This window comes from Bradyrhizobium lablabi (assembly GCF_001440475.1).
GTDB classification, from domain to species: Bacteria; Pseudomonadota; Alphaproteobacteria; order Rhizobiales; family Xanthobacteraceae; genus Bradyrhizobium; species Bradyrhizobium lablabi.
The window spans coordinates 200,844-219,710 of sequence record NZ_LLYB01000086.1 but is presented as its reverse complement, the minus strand read 5'-3'; the positions used below and the strand labels follow the sequence as shown (position 1 = coordinate 219,710).

The window sequence follows — 18,867 nt, the reverse complement described above, 5'->3', positions numbered from 1 at the left end:
TCAGATCAGATACTCCGCGCCATCGATGACATAAGGCGCGTGGCGGAAATCCCTGATGGTCGAGACCTGGCCGGCCGACCAATCCAGCAGCATGAAATATTTCGGACCCGATTCACGCTCGCCCGGGTCGACCACCAGAATGGCGGGGCGCCCCTCCACCAGGCCGGGCACCAGATGCCAGTCCGTGACTTTCGCATAGTTGCCGAAATAGCGGGATACCTCGGCCTTGCCGCGCATGCGCGTCTTGTTGACGAGGTCGAGCCGCACGTCATCCGCGATCATGGCGCGGATTGCATCGAAATCGCGGGCATTGAAATGTTCGACGTAGGCGCCGAGACGCGTCCGGTCGGCCTCCGATAATTGCGCTTGCGGCGCGTCGTCCGGCTCGCCGGCGATTTCCCGCAGTTGTGCGCGTCCGCGATGCAGCACGGCCTTCGCCGCCGGCACGCTGCATTCCATGACGTCGCAGATTTCCTTAAGCGAGCAGCCGAGCACGTCCATCAGGATCACGCTCGAACGCTGCGCCACGGGCAGGCGCATGAAGGTGCGCAAGGAAGTGGCGGCGATCTGCCGGCTTTCCACGGCATCGAGCTGGTCAACGATCATGTCCATCTCCGCTAGCCCCCGAAGCGCTTCCTGGCGGCGACGCCGGCGCAGAAAATCCAGCGCGGTGTTGTGCGCGATCTTGAACAGCCAGCCCTCGGGATTGCCGATGGGGCCAGCGGAGGGATGCGCCTCCACCGCCTTGATCAGCGCGTCCTGCAGCACGTCCTCGCCATCGATGACCGAGCCGACCATGCGCGCGCAGTAGCGATGCAGTTTCGGGCGCATCGCGACAAGGAGCGCGTCAATGTCGGTCGCCATGACCGAAGGATCGGAAGTTGCTGTCATTGCTTCTCCGGCCGCCCGGCTCAAAACTCTTCCAGCATGCGGTAATTGCCGACGATGGTAGCACCTTTGGCCACCGGCGGCTCGGCGCAGCGTTCGCGAATGTCACGCTGGAAGACCTGAAAGGCGGACAGTTTCGGCAGCGCGCTGCTGCCATCATCGGCCGTGGTCTCCACCAGATGGATGAAGGTGTCATCCTCCAGCCGCAGCGAAAGATAGCGCGTGCCGTCGGGCTGCGCCGCCTTCAATTCCGCAAACACTGCCGCAATCAGCTCGGCATTGCTGTCCGCCTGTTCCGGCTTGGTCCTGTACCTGATCAGGGTCCGCTTCATCGCCTTCTCCATGGCTGTTCGAGGTCATCGCGAATCGAGGACGTTTGCCGCGCTCCAAAGGATGCGGCCGAAAGAAAAATATTTTCGGCCGCATCCTTCGCTCCTCCGGCTTCGTCCATGCGCTGGCAGCGCCGCACAGTGCGGCGGCGAAACAGACGGAGAAACGACCATGCAGGAACCTTACGGCCGCAGCGAAAAGAACTGGGTGCTCGGGCTCACCTCACTGGCATCCTTCATGATGGCGCTGGATGCCCTGATCGTTACCACGGCCCTCGCGACCATCCGCAGCCAATTCGGCAGCCCGGTCGAAACGCTGCAATGGGCCGTGAACGCCTTCAATCTTTCTTTCGCGGTGCTGCTGCTGGCCGGCGCGGCGCTCGGCGACCGCTTCGGCCGCAGGCGGATGTTTGCGGCAGGCATCGCTCTGTTTGTCCTGGCCTCCGCCGGCTGTGCGCTGTCGGCCACCGCCGGCTGGCTGATTGCGTCGCGCGCCGCGCAGGGCGCCGGCGCCGCGCTGGTGATGCCGCTGGCAATGGCGATCCTGAGCAGCGCGTTCGGCCGCGACGAACGGCCAAGGGCACTCGGCATCTTCTCGGGCATTACCGGCTTTGCGCTGATCATCGGCGCGGCGGTCGGCGGCTTCATCACCGAAAGCCTGGGCTGGCGCTGGATCTTCTGGATCAACCTGCCGATCGGCGTGATCGCGATTGTCCTGGTGCTGACGCGCCTGCGCGAGAGCTTTGGCCCGGCCGTGGCGCTCGACATAACGGGCCTTTTACTGGTGGCGATCGCGGCATTGGCGCTGGTCTGGAGCCTGTTGCGCGGCAACAGCGCGGGCTGGACCAGCCCGGAGGTGACGAGCACGATCATTGCGGGCCTCGTCTTCACGGTCGCCTTCGTGCTGTTCGAGCTGCGCGCCGCGGCGCCGATGGTGCCGATGCGCCTGTTCGCGTCGCGGTCATTCGCATCGGCCATCGTGGCCAGCCTGCTGTTTTACGCCGCGATGTACGGCGTGGTGTTCCTGCTGCCGCAATTCCTGCAGAATACGCTCGGCTTCAGCCCGTTCGGCGCCGGACTTCGCCTGCTGCCCTGGACCGCGACGTTGTTCGTCACGGCCCCGATCGCGGGCGCCGCCGTCAACAAATTCGGCGAACGCCCGCTGGTGGTGGCAGGATTGTTGATGCAGGCCGTCGGCCTCGGCTGGATCGCCGTCATGGTTGCGCCTGGATTGGCCTACTCCGCGATGGTCGCGCCATTGATCCTGGCCGGGGTCGGCGTATCGATGGCCATGCCGGCGGCGCAGAACGCGATCCTCGGTTCGGTCATGCCGGCCGAAATGGGCAAGGCTTCCGGCGTGTTCAACATGGGACGTTTCCTCGGCGGCATGTTCGGCATCGCCGCGATGGTCGCAACCTTCTCCGCGAACGGTTCGGTGGATTCGGCGGCAACGTTCTCGCGCGGTTTCGCCGCAGCCATGATGCTCGCGGCAGCACTTTCGCTGGCGGGCGCATTGGCCGGACTTTGCCTGCCGGCGCGTCAACGCGTCGCCGTGACGGAGGTGCCGCAGAACAGCTGAGACGCAATCGATAGGCGTTCGCTATCGCTCGATTGGCGAATGCGTCTTGGAACGACCGGGCGAATGAATACATAATCCAGCGCTGGAGACATTCGAACCCGAAGGCCGCACATCATGACGACAACGCCGAACCAGCCTCATCACGTGGTGATCGTCGGGGCCGGTTTCGGCGGGCTGGAAACCGCCTTCGGCCTTGCCGGCGCGCCGGTCAAGATCACGCTGATCGATCGCCGCAACCATCATCTGTTCCAGCCGCTGCTCTACCAGGTCGCGACCGCTTCGCTGGCGACATCGGAGATCGCCTGGCCGATCCGCTATTTGCTGCGCCACCGTCCCGAAGTGACGACGCTGTTCGCCAATGTGAACGGCGTCGATGCCGCGGGCAAACGCGTGCTGCTCGAAGACGGTGATACGATCGCCTATGACACCCTGATCCTCGCCACCGGCGCCCGCCACGCCTATTTCGGCCATGACGAATGGGAGCCGTTCGCGCCGGGCCTGAAAACGCTGGAGGACGCCACCACGCTGCGGCGGCGCATCCTCGTCGCCTTCGAGCGCGCCGAGCGCGAGACCGATCCTGTCAGGCGCGCGGCGCTGCTCACCTTCGTCATCATCGGCGCCGGCCCGACCGGCGTCGAAATGGCGGGCACCATCGCCGACCTCGCCAAGGACACACTGCCGCCGGACTTTCGCAACATCGACACCCACAAGACCCGCGTCGTGCTGGTCGAGGCCGGACCGCGCGTGCTCGCCGGCTTCCCCGAAGACCTATCCGCCTATGCGCAGCGTTCGCTGGAGGAAATCGGCGTCGAGGTGGTGCTGGGGCAACCCGTCACCGAATGTGCGATCGATGGCGTCGTCTATGGCGGCAACAAGCTGGAGGCCCGGACCATCGTCTGGGCCGCCGGCGTGCGTGCCTCGCGCGCAGCGGAATGGATGGGCGCACCGGCCGACCGCGCCTACCGCCTGAAGGTTGAGCCTGACCTCACCGTGCCCGGCCATCCCGACGTCTTTGCCATTGGCGATACCGTGACGATCGCCGGCCCCGACGGCAATCCCGTGCCGGGCATCGCGCCGGCGGCCAAGCAGCAGGGACGCTATGTGGCCGCGCTGATCAAGGCGCGCCTATCCGGCGGCACGATGCCGCCGTTCCGCTACAAGCACGCCGGCAGCCTCGCGCAGATCGGCAAGAAGAAGGCCGTGATCGATTTCGGCTGGATGAAGCTGCGCGGCAATCTCGCCTGGTGGATCTGGGGCATCGCCCACATCTACTTCCTGATCGGCCTGCGCAACCGCCTCAGCGTCGCCTTGAGCTGGCTATGGATTCACGCCCGCGACCAGCGCGCCGCGCGGCTGATCACGCAGGGCTCGAGCAAGGTGACGGGGTAGGCTTACGGCGCGCAGGCAAAGCTGGCTGCGCTATTCGTCGGCCCGGATTTGTAATGCGGCCATGCCGGCCATTGGCACAGGGGCAGCGCGCGCATCGTCTCGAACGCGGGCGCTTCGACCTTCTGCTCGATCACCTCGAGATCATCCGGCGCCTTGCCGTTCTCGACCCAATCGACCAGCACGGCCAGCATGTCGACATTGGCGGGCGCGCCCGAGCCGACATGGTCGACACCGGGCGCGGTGTAGAGGCGAGCGAATTCCGCCGTCTTTTCCTTGCCCAACGTACGCTGCACGTTTTCGAAATAGCGGATTCCCGCGTAGGGGCTCTGGGCGTAGTCGGCCATGTTCTCGAGAATCACGAGCCTGCCGCCGCGCGCGGCAAAGCGGCTGAGGTCGGGATTGGTCGAATCCATCAGGCGCGACACATGCAGCAGGCGCTCCTTGTGTTCCTCGGGCTTGTAGGTCGTGACATCGAGCTTCGGATCGCGTGCGAAGACATATTGGATGCCGCCCGCGCCGTAGATCCAGGCGATGCCGTTGGAAGGCTGTGGCGGCTGCGCCGGGGCCGCCTTGCCGAGCCACCAGGAGATCCAGCCGCCGGTCGGACCGAAGGCTGGGGTATTTTCGCCGGAGACACCCCAGCCCGGATAATCGTCAAGGCCGTTCTCCAGCGGGAATGAGAACTTGTAGGTCGAGTGCAACGTCTTGATCGCCGCGATCTGCGCTTCAGTCAGACACTGGTCGCCGCTCTGCCCCGCGGCGCAGCGCAATGAGTCCGGCTGGAATTTCGCCTTGCAGCCGACCGGATCCAGCACGAGCAAATCCTCGGCGCCGTCGGCCTTGTCGCAGGCGGCAAGCACCGCCTTCGCCACCAGTTCGACCTGCGCCGGGCGTATCCAGCCCTCGCCCATGGTGGCGAGGCCCCCACGGGTCCCGGCATGCTGCAACCCGACCCAGTTGATCACGGGCACGCGGGCAAAGATGCCGTCGAAATCCTCAGGGTAACGCTGCGCCATGGTCAGCGCCTCGCGGCCGCCTTCCGACGATCCCATGAAATACAATTTGGACGGCGGGTTACCATAGGCGCGCACCATCAGCGCAACAGCGGCATCGCGCACGCGCTTGTAGGAGCGATGCGCGAAATTCTCGAACGCCTCTTCGTTGAGCGCGAACAATTGCGGCGGCTCGCTCGGCTTGGTCTCATGGCCGGAATCCGTGCCATAGGTGACGAAGCCGCGCGCCAGCGGCGATGGCGCGCCGAACGGAAAGGCCGGCGGCAAGGCAAGGCCGGTGATCAGCACGCCGTTGAAGCCGCCGCCGCCATATTGCAGCGAGCGGCCGTTCCACTCGAGCGGAAGGTTGACCTGGAATTTGATCGGCGGCGCATTGGGATCGGATGGCGCGATCTGGCCGAGCACCCTGCAGAATTCCGGATTGGCCGGCGTGACGCGCGCCGCCGGCGTTGGCCCTCTTTCGGCGACCGCGAGCGGCGTGGGGGCAACGATCGAGGCGGAGTCGATCCGGACCACATTGTCGATCGGTTTAATCAGATCGCCACAGGTCGTGGCGGAATCGCCGACCATCTTCGCGGCCATTGCTTCGGCGCTGAAGAGAGAAGCTGCCGCAGCCAACAGATGAACCCAAGCACGCCTATCGAATTTGAGGTGTTGCATCGCTTCCCCCTGGCTATCGTTTTACAGTCGCGTTTTTGCCGGCCGTTCGGACTTACAATGCTTCAGGTCACGCAGGCGTCAATTGAAATAAAGAATGAGCGGTGGCCGCGTTTGCCAGTCTTTATGCGGTGCCCCCCACCGTAGCCGATGCTCCGCATCGGCGTTCTTCAAAAGAACGACGGCCAATGGCCGCCTATGCCCTCCCCCGCAAGCGGGAGAGGGAGGAGAGCGGCGCGTCACTTCACCAGCGAGCAGCCGCCGTCGGCGAGCGGGCGGAAGGCCTGGTCGGCGGGAATGGTCNGAAACCAGCTTGTAGTAGTCGTAGGGATATTTCGACTCTTCGGGCTTCTTCANCCTCGAACAGGTACATCGGGTGAATGACGCGGCCGTCCTGGCGGATGGTGACGTCGCCGAACAATTTGTCCTTGCCCTTGAACTTCTTCATCTGCGGCACGGCGTCCTTGGCGTGGTCGCTGCCGGTCGCCGCCACGGCGTTGAGATAGGCGAGCGTGGAAGCATAGACACCGGCCTGGTTGCCGCTCGGCATCTTGCCGTTCACGCCCGGCCGCGCCGCGAAGCGTTTTGCAAACGCGCGGGTGTCGTCGTCCATGTCCCAGTAGAACGCCTCGAACAATTGCAGGCCCTGCCCGACCTTCAATCCCATGCCGTGGACGTCGTTGATGAACAGCAGGAACGCCACCATGGTCTGACCGCTTTGCTGGAGGCCGAACTCGGCGGCCTGCTTCACGGCGTTGACGGTGTCGCCGCCGGCATTGGCAAGCCCGATCACCTTGGCCTTGGAGTTCTGCGCCTGCAGCAGCAGCGAGGCGAAGTCCGCCGTGTTGAGCGGGTGCTTGGCTGAGCCCAGCACCTTGCCGCCATGCTTCTCGATGTAATTGGTGGCTTCGGCCTCGATGCCCTGGCCGAGCGCAAAGTTCACCGTGATGAAGTACCATTCCTTGCCGCCGCGCGCCATCATCGCCGCTGCCGTCGAGTTACCGGTGGCCCAGGCGTCGTTGACCCACTGGATGGTGTTCGGCGAGCAGGCCTTGCCGGTGAGATCGGAGCTCGCGGTCGATGACGCGAGAAACGTCATGCGGCTATCGCGCAGGAGCGAATTGATGGTGAGGCCGACCGCCGAGTTCGGCACATCGACCACGGCATCGACGCCGTCGACGTCAAGCCATTTGCGCACGATTGCCGAGCCGACGTCGGCCTTGTTCTGGTGGTCGGCGTAGACGATCTCGACCTTGATGCCCTTGCCACCGCCATTGAAATCTTCCGCCGCCATGCGGGCGGCTTCCACCGAGCCCATGCCGTTGGTGTCCTGGAAGATTCCGGAAATATCGTTGAGCACGCCGACGCGCACGACATTGTCGGAAATTTCCGCGCGTGCGCCGCCCGCTATCGCGAAGGACAAGGCAAGCGCCAGACCGAACCTGAAAGCCCTCATCATTCTCTCCCTCTGTATCTGATCTATGATGTTCCCGAACTTCGCCGGGTTTGACTTCAATGCAGGCTGTGGCCGCCGGTCACGCCCTCACGTTTGGCGCTCCGGTAGCCGCAGGACCAAACCGTCAAGCTCCGCGCCAAGCTTGATCTGGCAGGACAGGCGGCTGTTGGCCTGCCGCTCGGCAGCGGCACCGTCCAATAGCGCGTCCTCGTCGTCACCGATCGCCGGCAGACGGGCGAGCCAGTTCTCGTCGACATAGACATGGCAGGTGGCGCACATGGCGTTGCCACCGCATTCGGCCAGAATTCCGCTGACATCCTGGCGCGTCGCGGCCTGCATCGCGCTTTCGCCATTGCTGGCCTCGACACGCTGCGCGCGGCCGTCCGGGTGAACAAACGTGATGCTCGGCATGGGCGGTCCGTCAGGCCGGAGAAATGGTAATGGGAAGACTTTCGAGACCGCGCAGCGTGTTGTTGTAACGGCGCTTCACCGGCCCTGATATCTCGATCCTTCCAACCTTGCGTGCGATCGCCGCCAGCATCACCTCGCCTTCGAGGCGCGCGACAAGCTGGCCGACGCACATATGGATGCCGGAGCCAAATCCGACATGGCCCGAGGTGCGGCGGGTGATGTCGTAGCGGTCAGGATTTTCCCAGCGCCGCGGATCGCGGTTGGCGGCGCCAAGGAACATCAGGACCTTCTCCCCTTCACCGATACGATGGCCTGATAGTTCGACCTCCCGCGTGGTGGTACGGAAGAAGGTCTGCACCGGGCTTTCGAAACGGATCGCCTCCTCGAAAGCGTTGCGCGCCAGCGTAGGATCGCTGCGCAGCTTTGCCAGTTGGTCGGGAAAGCGCGCCAGGCAATAGACAGCCGCGCCAATCCCATAGACGGTGGTATCGAGTCCTGCCGACAGCAGCGAGCGCACCAATAGCGGCGCTTCCTCATGGGTGATGTCACCGGCGTCGGCGCGGGCGTGGATGCAGGCGCCGAAGCCGCCGGGTGCCAGATTTTCGCGCTGGCATTGCGCGGCGACATAGGCCTGATGCGGCGCCGAGCGCTCGATCGCTTCCTGGCGCAGCTGGTTCGGCGGCCCGAAGGCGTTGAACACGAGGCTTGCATAGGGCAGCAGATTTTCCCGCCCCTCCTGCTTTAATCCCAGCGCGTCTGGGAAAACCGACAACGGATAGGCTTCCGCTAGATCGGCGATCGCATCAAAGCTTCCGCGGGCCAGCAATTCGTCGGTCTTGGCTTCGGCCAGCGCGGTAAAATGACTGCGCAGCGGCTTCATCGCGGTCGCCGACAGGACCTGGTTCAGCACGGCGCGGGTGCGCGTGTGCGCGGGCGGATCCGCCTCCAGGATGATGCTTTGCGGACGCCAGGCCTTTTCCTTGGCGAAGTCGCTCAAGCCCACGCCGCGGCTGGAACAGAAGGTCATAGGATCATTGAGGACGGCGTGCACCTCGGCATAGCGTGCCACGCCATAGACGCCCCATTTGTCGAGCCACACCACCGGCCCAGCCTCGCGCAGCGCTTCGTGGATCGGATGCGGCTCCTCGAAGAACTCGGTCGAGAACGGGTCCACGTCGAGGTGGGGTACGCCGGCCGGCGCACCATGCTCCGGGGTGACAGAATCGGTCCGGGAGGTCGCGCTCATGTGGGTCTCCTGCATAATGTTCTTGCAGAACGGCATGCGCAGTCTCTATGTCTGGAACGCTGAAGCGGCTTCGGAAGAGCATGAGCAGGAACAGACAGGCGCGCGCCCCTCGCGCGGGCGCGGCAAGCAGGAACGGACGAGCCGAACAGGTGCTCGACCTCGACCGTTACGTTCCGGCGCTCATCACCTTCATTGCCAACAAATTGTCGCGCAGCGCGACCGTGGTCTATCAGAAGCGTTTTGGGGTCAACGTCACGGAATGGCGGATCCTGTCGCTGCTGGCGATCGAGCCGGAAATTTCGGCGGCCCGGATCTGCCATGTCATCGGTTTCGACAAGGGGCCGGTCAGCCGCACGCTGGCCGGCATGGAGGAGCGCGGGCTCGTCAGCATCCGGGCCGACCGCGAGGACGGGCGCACCCATTCGATCTCGCTGACTGCGAAGGGATATACCACCCACGACCAGGTCATCGCGGTCGCGCTCGAACGCGAGCGCCGCCTGCTCTCCTGCCTGAGCAAGCCGGAGCGGGAAACCCTGATCGCCCTGCTGTTGCGGGTGCATGGCAATCTCGACGCCGTGAAAGGCGCAGGCGAAATCGATCCGCGGAACTGAACGGCGCGTGTTAGCCGCGCGATGAGCGCCGCCGCCATCGCGCTTGGCGCGGAGCATCACCCTGTGTCGTGGCGATCCGAGACGCCCGAACATCCGTTTCTCCCTGTGCGGCCCGGCAATCTCGTGCTCTGCGGTCGGCCGCTTGTCGAAAAACAGGCTCGCACAAATTAGTTGCCTTGGCAACATATACCACAAGCCGCCGGGGTAGATTTTCGGCGGCCGGTTCCTGCCGACCGCCGCCTGATATCAGGTCATTTCTTGACCAGCGGGCAGTTGCCTTCGCTCTCGGGCCGGAACGCCTGATCGCCGGGAATGGTTGCAACGACCTTCAGGAGATCCCACTTCGACGTGGACTCGTCGGGCTTCTTGACCTCAAGCAGATAGAGCGGGTGAATCTTGCGTCCATCGGCGCGGATCGTTCCCTTGCCGAACAGCGGATCGTCGGTCGGCATCGCCTTCATCGCAGCGACCACGGCCTTGCCGTCGGTCGCGCCGCCGGCCTTGTCGACGGCCTTGAGGTAATGCAGCACGGAGGCGTAGACGCCAGCCTGCATATCGTTCGGATAATTCTTCTGCGGATGGCGTTCGGCGAAGCGCTTGGCAAAGCCGCGCGTGCCGTCGTTCAGATCCCAGTAGAACGGGTTCATGATCTGCGCGCCCTGCGCGGCCTTGAGGCCGAGCGCGGGAATGCCGTTCATGCCGAGAATCAGCCCGACCAGCCGCTGCTTCTGCGTCAGCCCGAACTCCGCCGCCTGCTTGATCGAGGTGATGGTGTCGTCGCCGGCATTGGCGACGCCGACGATGTCGGCGCCCGAGGCCTGCGCCTGCAAAAGGAACGAGGCGTAATCGGCGGTGCCGAGCGGATGGCGCACGGCGCCGAGCACCTCGCCGCCGGACGCCTTGACGCCTTCCATCGCCTGCTTTTCCAGATCATGGCCGAAGGCGTAATCGGCGGTGAGGAAAAACCATTTCTTGCCACCCTGGGCGACCACGGCTTTGCCGAGACCGCGGCCATAGGCGTACGTGTCGTAGGTCCAGTGCACGGTATTCGGCGTGCACTTCTCGCCGGTAAGCAACGCGGTGCCGGCGCCGGAGCCGATGAAGACCTTATTCTTCTGCTCGCTCATGGCGGCGACCGCGAGCGCAATCGCCGAGTTCGGCAGGTCGAAGATAGCATCGATGCTTTCGGTGTCGTACCAGCGCCGCGCGATGCCGACGCCGACATCGGTCTTGTTCTGGTGATCGGCGGTGATGACGTCGACCGGCTTGCCGGCGGCCTTGCCGCCATAATCCTCCACCGCCATCTGCGCAGCGATGACCGAACCTACGCCCTGATAGGTCGAGAACACGCCCGACTGGTCGTTGAGCACGCCGATGCGGACGCGCTCCTGGCCGTGCGCCATGGTGACAATCATGCCGCCGAGGGCGGCAACGAGCATTGATGTGCGAAAGATCTGTCGCATGCGTTCCCTCTTGAATGGAAAAGGCGGCCCTTTGCGGCCACTTCTAAATTACTTATAATTTATAATCATTTTCAGGATTGTCAATTCACGTCATGCCGTGCGAGCTATTGCCATGGGAAGAATCGGAAAAGTTTCGACGCGCAAGGGCAATGGGACCGGCAGGCCGGCCGAGCCGGATGCAGATCGGAAGCTGGATCTCGCCGCGCTGCAGCGCACTCCCGGTTTCATGATCCGGATCCTGCAATTGCAGAATTTCGAGGCGTTTTACCCCTATTTCGAATCGCTAAAGCTCTCGCCGCTCGAATACGCCATCCTGGTCGCGGTCCGCGACAACAGGACAGTGACGCAGAGCGAGCTTGCCGCCGTGCTGAAAATGCAATTGCCCAATCTGGTGAAGATCCTGTCGCGGATGGAAGAGACCGGAATTCTCAAGCGCAAGCGGTCGGCGCGGGACCGGCGCGCGGTCGAACTCAGCCTCAGCGCGGCGGGCGAGCGACGCGCCGACGAAGCTAGCCGGCTCGGCGAGAGTTTTAATGCCCAGACGCTTTCCGCGCTCAGCAAATCAGAGCAAGCCGCCTTTCTGCAGATGCTGGTGCGGCTGGTCGAGGCGCACAGGAACGGGCTCCGAGGCTAGACCTGTTTAACCGGCACAACCGATCCATTCGGCCGATGTATCGTCATCCAGCGTTGTCACCGCGCTTGCACGCCGCGTCAGCACCGCGCGCTGGTTGATGTAGCCCTTGTCGGTGATTTCGCCGCCATCGACGGAAGCGATCTCGGCCAGCAGCAGCGCCCGCGTCGCGTGGCCCGACGAGTGGCCGCTCTGCGCCTTCAGCTTCGCAAGTCCCTGCGCGATTGCGCCGCGAACCTTGTCGTGGCCGATCACGTCCTTCACATCGGCATGGTCTGATAGCCCGGCATACGCCCGGCAGGCTGCGATGTTCGGAAATACCAGGAAGCGAACTTCGTCGCCGCCATGGCCGGTGACCACGATATCCTGCGCCAGCGGCGCCAGTGCTGCGATCCCCGCAACCCGCAACGTGCCGACGCTGACCCAGGTGCCGGAATTGAGCTTGAAGTCCTCGGCGACACGGCCGTCGAAGAACAGCCCGAGTTCGGGATGCGCCGGATCCGCAAAGGTGACGGCGTCGCCGATCAGATAAAAACCTTCGCTATCGAACGCCTGCGCGGTCAGTTCGGGCGCTTTCCAGTAGCCGGGCGTGACGTTCGGGCCGCGCACCCGCACCTCCAGCTTGTCGCCCGAGGGCACCAGTTTCAGTTCGGTGCCGGGAATCGGCACGCCGATATTGCCGGAACGTTTGGCCTGGAAATGGCAGTCCGTCGCCAACGGCGACGTCTCGGTCGAGCCCCAGGCCGACACCATCGGCAGCGCGCGGCCGACGGTCTCGATCGAAAGCCCTTCCAGCGCGTCCCAGAGATTCTGCGGCAAGGCGGCGCCGGCGTAGAAGGCGAACTTTACCTCGCTGAAGAATTTCTTTCGTAACTCCTCATCGCTTCGCAGCGCTGCGATCAGCATGTCAAAACCGCGCGGCACGTTGAAATAGACCGTGGGCATCACGCTGCGCAGATTGGCGAGCGACGTTGCGAACAATCCGGGCGCCGGCTTGCCGCCGTCGACATAGAGCGTGCCGCCGTTGCGCAGCACCAGGTTGAAATTGTGGTTGGCGCCGAAAGTGTGGCTCCAGGGCAGCCAGTCGAGGATCACGAGATCCTCGCCGCTATCCTCGAGGAACGTCCAGGTCTGCGCCTTGGCCTGCTGGCTCGAGGTCAGCATGCGCTGGGTGTTGATGACAGCCTTTGGCGTGCCGGTCGAGCCCGAGGTGAACAGGAATTTTGCGATCGTATCCGGCGTAATCGCGCTGAATGCTTTTGCGACGTCTGATGTTTCGGGGGTAGCCGCGATGGTACGGAACGGAATTGCATGGCTATCGCCGGCATCGCCGCTGACGATCGAGGCCGAATGCAACGGCGCGATCGCCGCCAGCGCCGCCGCGAACGGTTTTGCGCTGGACACATAGATCGCGCCGGGCCCGAGCAGTGTGATCATGCTCTTGAGCTTGTCGAAATCCCTGGACATCAGCGAATAGGCCGGCGAGATCGCGGCCGAGGGTACGCCGACATGCTGGGCGGCGAGAGCGAACAGCGCGTGCTCGACGCTGTTGTCAGACAGAATTACCAGCGGTCGTTCGGCGCTCAGGCCTTGCGCCAAAATCCACGCCGCGGCCGAGCGCACCTGTTTCAACGCGTCCTTGTAGGTAACCGTCGACCACGGCGCGTCGGCGCCGGCGCGATCGGCAAGGAAGACGCGGTCCGGCGCTTGCCGCGCCCAGTCCTCCAGCCAGTCGCCGATGCAGCGCGCACTCGCCCCGAGCGGCGTCGTGGACTTCAGGATGATGCTGCCATCGGCCCGGCGATCGCTGGCGATCGCCGGCGTCGCGAAAAGATGTTGGGAATCGGCACCGCTGATGGCGGCGATGGTCATGGGCTTCCCTCCTCGCAGCCTCGAACGGGCCGGCTTGACGCTAATGTTGAGCACAGCAATTGTTGTCGTCAACAACAATCTTCCCCTTACGCCCGCGACGCGCTAGAAGGGAATGATGGCGAGGAACAGTCAGGCAGGCGGAACTGCCAGGTCGCGAATAGCCAGGTCGCGCGCCGGTACCCGGCCGCGCCCCGGACGCACGCGAAGCGGAAACGGCAGCGCGCACAACGATCTCCTGAATGACGAGATTGGCCTCGACGCGCTGGCCGGCCACGCCGGCTATGCGGTGCGGCGCTTCCAGATCTGGATCTTTCAGGACTTCATTCGCACGCTTGCCGCCGTCGACATCCGCCCGACGCAGTATTCGGTGATGACGGTGATCGGCGCCAACCCGGGCCTGAGCCAGATGGCGGTGGCAAAACGGCTCGGGATCGAGCGCGCCCGGCTGGTGCATCTCCTGGACAGCCTCGAACATCGCGACCTCGTCAGCCGCATCAAATCCGCCACCGACCGCCGTTCGCACGCGCTGCACCTGACCGCGCAGGGCCGGACAGCGCTGGCGCAGTTCAAGCGGCTCGCCGCCGAGCACGAGCGCCATGTGGCCGAGAAGATCGGCAAGGAGAACCGCGAGCGGCTGCTGCAGATTCTGTCTGCGTTCACCTGATCGCGGCCGCCGCCTCGCCCAAGGCTTGATCGCCCATATTTTAGGCAAACGCTCGACTGCGACAGACGCGCACAGCGTCCGCGTTGACAACATAAGCGTTTGAAATTTCGTATCTATCTTTTAATTCGATCCGACCGGACCATTGTACACAATGGCACATCGCTTGCTTCACTCCCGGCAACCTTTGCTCGCTGGAGTTTTGCTCGCCATGGGGTCCGACACGCCCGAGACCGTTGCCGACATCGTCGCCGCGCACCGCGCCGGCACGCTCACTCCGGCGCAGACCATCGCCCGCTCCTACCAGCGCATCCGCGCCCACACCGATCCCGCCATCTTCATCAGCCTGCGCGACGAGCAGGATGCGCTCGCGGAAGCCGAAGCGCTGGCTTCGAAGGACGCGGAGGCGCTGCCGCTGTTCGGCATTCCCGTGGCAGTGAAGGACAATATCGATGCGCTGGGCTTGGCGACCACGGCGGCCTGCCCGGCCTTCTCCTACTCGCCGGCGCAGGATTCGACGGCTGTCGCAAAGTTGCGCGCGGCCGGAGCCATCATCATCGGCAAGACCAATCTCGACCAGTTCGCGACCGGCCTCGTCGGCGTCCGCTCGCCCTACGGCATTCCAGTCAATCCGGTCCGCGCCGATCTCGTGCCGGGCGGATCGAGTTCGGGATCGGCGGTCGCGGTTTCCGCCGGCCTCGTGCCGCTCGCGCTTGGCACGGATACCGCGGGAAGCGGTCGCGTGCCGGCGATGCTCAACAACATCGTTGGCCTGAAGCCGAGCCTCGGGCTGATCTCCAACGCCGGCCTCGTTCCGGCGTGCCGCACGCTGGACTGCATCTCGGTGTTCTCGCTCACCGTCGACGATGCGATGACCGCGCTGACGGCGATGGCCGGACCCGACGGCGCCGATCCATATTCGCGCGACCGGCCGCTTGCGCCGATGTCGGCGCTTCCCGGCACGCTCCGGCTCGGCGTGCCCCGCAACGGCCAATTGATTTTCTTCGGTGACCGCGCCGCCGAGAACGCCTATGGCGAAGCGCTGAAACGCTGGACAGCGCTTGGTGCCACGCTGGTCGAATTCGATCTCGAACCTTTTTATGAGACTGCGCGGCTGCTCTATGAGGGTCCATGGGTCGCCGAGCGTTATCTCGTGATCCGCGATCTGCTGGCCTCGTCGCCGGATGCGATCCATCCGGTGACGCGCGAGATCACGGCGGCCGGCGCGCGGCTGACCGCTGCCGACACGTTTGCCTCGCTCTATCGGCTACAGGCGCTGCGGCGCGCGGCCGAACGCACCTTTGCCAACTTCGACGCGATGGTGCTGCCGACGGCGCCGACCGCCTATTCGACCGCGCAGGTGCTGGCCAATCCGGTCGAGCTCAACAGCCGGCTCGGCACCTACACCAATTTTGTGAACTTGCTCGACCTCTGCGGCCTGGCGCTGCCGGCCGCGATGCGAGGCGACGGCATCCCGTTCGGTATCACCCTGCTGGCGCCCGCCGGACGCGACGCGCAGCTCGCCAGTATCGGGCGCGTGTTTCATGCCGACACCAAACTGGCTATGGGTGCCAAGGGCGTGACACAGCCCGCGCTTGCCACGTTGCCGGTCGGCGCGGCGGGCGACGAAATCACCATCGCCGTGGTCGGCGCGCATCTCTCCGGCATGGCGCTCAACGGCGAACTGCAGGCGCTCGGCGCCCGCCTGCTTGAGGCGACAACGACTGCGCCGGATTACAAGCTATATGCGCTCGACACAGTGCCGCCGAAGCCCGGCATGCTGCGCGTGGATGCCGGTGCGGGACATTCGATCAAGCTGGAGCTGTGGGCGCTGTCGGCGGCTGCCTTCGGCAAATTCGTCGCCGCGATCCCGCCGCCGCTCGGGATCGGCACGGTGCGGCTGGCGGATGGAAGGGGCGTGAAGGGCTTCGTCGTCGAGCCCATCGCGACCGACGGCGCGCGCGATATTTCATCGTTCGGCGGCTGGCGCGCGTTCATGGCGGAGAAGGCGGCGGTGTAGTTCCTCATGGTGAGGAGGCGCTCTTGCCCCGTCTCGAACCATGAGAGCCCCGATGTGGCCATCCTTCGAGACGCCGCTTGCGCGGCTCCTCAGGATGAGGACCTTCTACACCGACACCGCGTAAATCTCGTATTCCCCGCGCACCAGCTCAATATGCGCGCGCATCGCGGCTGCGGCACCCGCCTTGTCGCCACGCATGATCGCGACCACGACGCGGTCGTGCTCGGCGTGGGATTTCGCCAACCGTCCGAGGTTGCGGAACTGGGCACGGCGGAACGGCTGGACCCGCACCCGGGTCGCCAGTGTCATCTCGGCGATGTAGCCGTTCTGCGAGCCGGCATAGATCGCGTTGTGAAAGCGCTCGTTGACCGCGTGAAAGCGCTCGGGATTGCCGGCGTGGCTCAACACCCGCAATTCCTCATGGATCGCTTCCAGCTTCTGGCGCTCCGCCGGCGGCATCCGTTCGGCGGCGAGGCCTGCGCACAGCGCCTCCAGCTCGGCCATCGCCTCGAACATTTCAGTTAAACGATCGAGCGAGGGCTGCGCCACCACGGCGCCGCGATGGGCGCGCGCCTCGACCAGGCCGCTCGCCACCAGTTGCCGCAGCGCCTCGCGCACCGGCGTGCGCGACACGGAAAAGCGGCGCGCGATGTCGGTCTCGTCGAGCGCCGATCCCGGCGGCAGCACACCGCGGACGATCTCGTCGGCGAGCTGCAGCCGCAGTTCTTCCGCGCGGGTGACCTTGTCCCGAAGTGACGAAGGACGATCGACGCGGCGAACCGCGGTCTCCGGCTGGGCGCCGGCCTGCGGTCCACGTGCCGGAAGATCATCAAGGCTCATCGTTACTGCCCCTTCGGCTCGTCGATGACGCTGACATGCGCCGCGACGATCTTCCACCCTTCCGGAAACCGGACCCAGGTCTGCATCTGCCGCCCAACTCTGCCCGGCGTGCTATCGCGGTAGAACAGTGTCGAGGCGACGGCGGTATCGCGGCCATAGGTCGTGATCACGGTCTTGTCGGTTTTGCGCATCAACCCGACCGGCGAGCGCGCGGCGCGGAACGCCATGATCTGCTCATAACCGTAGAGATTTTCGCCGATGCCATAGCGCAGCGTGCGGGGATCGTTGCGAAACAGCTCGTCGAGCACCGCGACGTCGTTCGACACCAGCGCCTTTTCATAGCGCTGGAACTGCGCGGTCACCTCGGCCAGTACGTCGGGAAGATCGATGTCCATCGTTACAATCCTCTCGGGATCGGCGCGGTGGCGACGCCGGCGCGCTCCAGCGCATGCGCAACGCGCAGCGCGATATCTTCCCGCCAGGGCGCGGCGATGATCTGCACGCCAATCGGCATCGGCACCAGCGGCACCGGCACCGCGACCACGGGCAGGCCGATAAACGAGATCGGCTGGGTGTGGATGCCGATATTGGCGCGCACCGGCAGTTCGACGCCGTCGAGCACGAAGTTCACCTGGCCCAGTTTCGGTGCGATGCAGGGCGTGGCGGGCGCAATGATGACGTCGACCGACTTGAACAGCTCCAGCACCTTGGCGCGATACCAGCGGCGGAATTTCTGCGCACGATCGACCAAAGGCGCCGGCACCATCGCGCCAGCGATCAGGCGATCGCGCACTGCCGGATCGAAATCGTTCGGCCGCTTGCGCAGGCGATCGAGATGCAGCGAAGCGCCTTCGGTGGTGGTGATCACGTAGGCTGCGGCACGGGCGCGCGCGGCCTCGGGGATTTCAACCGTTTGCGTCGCGCTCAACGCCTTGGCGACGCGCGCTACGGCCTCGACGGCTTCCGGAAAGACGTTCTGCTGAAAGTATCCGCCGGCCACCGCTACCCGCAGGCCGTCGATACCCTGCGCCAACAGCGGCGTCACCGGCTCGACCGGCCGCGTCGTACACGCGGCATCGTCGGCATCTGCCCCTTGCATCGCGTCATAGGCCAGCGCGAGATCGCCGACGTTGCGCGCGAACGGGCCGAGATGATCCAGGCTTGCGACAAACGGAAACGAGCGCGCGCGCGACAGCCGGCCGTAGGTCGGCTTCAGGCCGAACACGCCGCAGAACGACGACGGCACACGGATCGAGCCGTTGGTATCCGAGCCCAGGGCGATCGGAACAAGGCCGCCGCCGACCGCGCTGCCCGAGCCGCCGGAGGAACCGCCGGTCATCCGCGTCGGATCATGCGGATTGCGCGACGGGCCGTCATGCACGTTCTCGCCGGTGAAGTCATAGGCGTATTCGCCCATGTTGAGCGCACCGACCAGCACCGCGCCTTGCGCCTCCATGCGTTCAATCAGGGTGGCATCGCGCGTCGAGGGCGCAAGATCGCGGTTGATCTTCGATCCGGCGCGGGTGGCAAGACCTTTCACGTCGAACAGGTTCTTCACCGCGAACGGCACGCCGGCGAGCGGGCCGACCTTTTGTCCGGCCGCGATCGCGGCATCGACCGTGCGAGCTTTCGCGCGCGCGCGCTCGGCTGTGATGTCCGTGAACGAGTTCAGCACGGTATCGTGCTTGGCGATCCGCGCCAGGGCGGCCTCGGTCGCATCGAGCGCGGAAAGCTCGCGGTCCGTTACGGCCTGCGCGATTTGTTGGGCTGACAGCCCATCGGTGCTTACGGTCATGGCGCT

17 protein-coding genes are annotated in these 18,867 nt (G+C 64.9%); 6 read left to right on the top strand and 11 right to left on the bottom strand.

Annotated elements, in window-relative coordinates; translation table 11 throughout:
• Complete coding sequence (locus tag CQ14_RS24910; RefSeq protein ID WP_057860466.1) at positions 1 to 891, bottom strand: sigma-70 family RNA polymerase sigma factor; 891 nt, start codon at positions 889 to 891, stop codon at positions 1 to 3.
• A 20-nt stretch (positions 892 to 911) separates the two neighbouring features.
• The gene (locus CQ14_RS24905) at positions 912 to 1,220 is read right to left on the bottom strand and encodes a hypothetical protein (RefSeq protein WP_057860550.1); all 309 of its coding nucleotides are present in this window, start codon (positions 1,218 to 1,220) and stop codon (positions 912 to 914) included.
• A gap of 169 nt (positions 1,221 to 1,389) precedes the next feature.
• Here CQ14_RS24905 and CQ14_RS24900 point away from each other — a divergent pair, with 169 nt between their 5' ends.
• Together CQ14_RS24900 and CQ14_RS24895 are read left to right on the top strand one after the other, a co-directional pair.
• On the top strand, positions 1,390 to 2,796 hold the full coding sequence (locus CQ14_RS24900) for a DHA2 family efflux MFS transporter permease subunit (protein ID WP_057860465.1): 1,407 nt from the start codon (positions 1,390 to 1,392) through the stop codon (positions 2,794 to 2,796).
• A 114-nt stretch (positions 2,797 to 2,910) separates the two neighbouring features.
• The gene (locus CQ14_RS24895) at positions 2,911 to 4,185 is read left to right on the top strand and encodes an NAD(P)/FAD-dependent oxidoreductase (protein WP_057860464.1); all 1,275 of its coding nucleotides are present in this window, start codon (positions 2,911 to 2,913) and stop codon (positions 4,183 to 4,185) included.
• Positions 4,186 to 4,187: 2 nt separating this feature from the next.
• Here CQ14_RS24895 and CQ14_RS24890 read toward each other — a convergent pair whose 3' ends face one another.
• From CQ14_RS24890 to CQ14_RS24875, 4 genes are all read right to left on the bottom strand, one after another.
• Positions 4,188 to 5,768: a tannase/feruloyl esterase family alpha/beta hydrolase gene (locus CQ14_RS24890; protein ID WP_245320491.1), complete on the bottom strand. Its 1,581-nt coding sequence runs from the start codon at positions 5,766 to 5,768 to the stop codon at positions 4,188 to 4,190.
• 444 nt (positions 5,769 to 6,212) lie between these two features.
• On the bottom strand, positions 6,213 to 7,311 hold a 1,099-nt coding region (locus tag CQ14_RS24885), incomplete at its 3' end, for an ABC transporter substrate-binding protein (protein WP_245320484.1).
• A gap of 87 nt (positions 7,312 to 7,398) precedes the next feature.
• Positions 7,399 to 7,722, bottom strand: coding sequence for a 2Fe-2S iron-sulfur cluster-binding protein (locus CQ14_RS24880; protein ID WP_057860462.1), 324 nt, complete (start codon positions 7,720 to 7,722; stop codon positions 7,399 to 7,401).
• Positions 7,723 to 7,732: 10 nt separating this feature from the next.
• Positions 7,733 to 8,968, bottom strand: a complete 1,236-nt coding sequence (locus tag CQ14_RS24875; protein WP_156435371.1) for a cytochrome P450 — start codon at positions 8,966 to 8,968, stop codon at positions 7,733 to 7,735.
• Between the two features lie 80 nt (positions 8,969 to 9,048).
• On the opposite strand from CQ14_RS24875, the gene CQ14_RS24870 reads away from it, so the two are divergent.
• Positions 9,049 to 9,579 carry a MarR family winged helix-turn-helix transcriptional regulator gene (locus CQ14_RS24870; protein ID WP_082650025.1) on the top strand — a complete coding sequence of 177 codons (531 nt, stop codon included), beginning with the start codon at positions 9,049 to 9,051 and terminating at the stop codon, positions 9,577 to 9,579.
• Between the two features lie 251 nt (positions 9,580 to 9,830).
• On the opposite strand, the gene CQ14_RS24865 is transcribed toward CQ14_RS24870, so the two are convergent.
• On the bottom strand, positions 9,831 to 11,042 hold the full coding sequence (locus tag CQ14_RS24865) for an ABC transporter substrate-binding protein (protein WP_082650021.1): 1,212 nt from the start codon (positions 11,040 to 11,042) through the stop codon (positions 9,831 to 9,833).
• 112 nt (positions 11,043 to 11,154) lie between these two features.
• Here CQ14_RS24865 and CQ14_RS24860 point away from each other — a divergent pair, with 112 nt between their 5' ends.
• The gene (locus CQ14_RS24860; RefSeq protein ID WP_057860459.1) at positions 11,155 to 11,676 is read left to right on the top strand and encodes a MarR family winged helix-turn-helix transcriptional regulator; all 522 of its coding nucleotides are present in this window, start codon (positions 11,155 to 11,157) and stop codon (positions 11,674 to 11,676) included.
• A gap of 6 nt (positions 11,677 to 11,682) precedes the next feature.
• On the opposite strand, the gene CQ14_RS24855 is transcribed toward CQ14_RS24860, so the two are convergent.
• Positions 11,683 to 13,545: a feruloyl-CoA synthase gene (locus CQ14_RS24855; protein ID WP_057860458.1), complete on the bottom strand. Its 1,863-nt coding sequence runs from the start codon at positions 13,543 to 13,545 to the stop codon at positions 11,683 to 11,685.
• A 115-nt stretch (positions 13,546 to 13,660) separates the two neighbouring features.
• Here CQ14_RS24855 and CQ14_RS24850 point away from each other — a divergent pair, with 115 nt between their 5' ends.
• Both CQ14_RS24850 and atzF read left to right on the top strand, forming a co-directional pair.
• Positions 13,661 to 14,209, top strand: coding sequence for a MarR family winged helix-turn-helix transcriptional regulator (locus CQ14_RS24850; RefSeq protein ID WP_057860548.1), 549 nt, complete (start codon positions 13,661 to 13,663; stop codon positions 14,207 to 14,209).
• A 208-nt stretch (positions 14,210 to 14,417) separates the two neighbouring features.
• Positions 14,418 to 16,226: an allophanate hydrolase gene (gene atzF / locus CQ14_RS24845; protein ID WP_057860457.1), complete on the top strand. Its 1,809-nt coding sequence runs from the start codon at positions 14,418 to 14,420 to the stop codon at positions 16,224 to 16,226.
• Positions 16,227 to 16,331: 105 nt separating this feature from the next.
• Here the strand turns inward: atzF and CQ14_RS24840 are convergent, their stop codons facing one another.
• From CQ14_RS24840 to CQ14_RS24830, 3 genes are read right to left on the bottom strand one after another with little or no spacing between them, the layout of a single operon-like run.
• Positions 16,332 to 17,066 carry a GntR family transcriptional regulator gene (locus CQ14_RS24840; RefSeq protein ID WP_057860456.1) on the bottom strand — a complete coding sequence of 245 codons (735 nt, stop codon included), beginning with the start codon at positions 17,064 to 17,066 and terminating at the stop codon, positions 16,332 to 16,334.
• A gap of 2 nt (positions 17,067 to 17,068) precedes the next feature.
• Positions 17,069 to 17,461, bottom strand: coding sequence for an oxalurate catabolism protein HpxZ (gene hpxZ, locus CQ14_RS24835; protein ID WP_057860455.1), 393 nt, complete (start codon positions 17,459 to 17,461; stop codon positions 17,069 to 17,071).
• 2 nt (positions 17,462 to 17,463) lie between these two features.
• Positions 17,464 to 18,861 carry an AtzE family amidohydrolase gene (locus CQ14_RS24830; protein ID WP_057860454.1) on the bottom strand — a complete coding sequence of 466 codons (1,398 nt, stop codon included), beginning with the start codon at positions 18,859 to 18,861 and terminating at the stop codon, positions 17,464 to 17,466.
• Positions 18,862 to 18,867 lie beyond the last annotated feature (6 nt).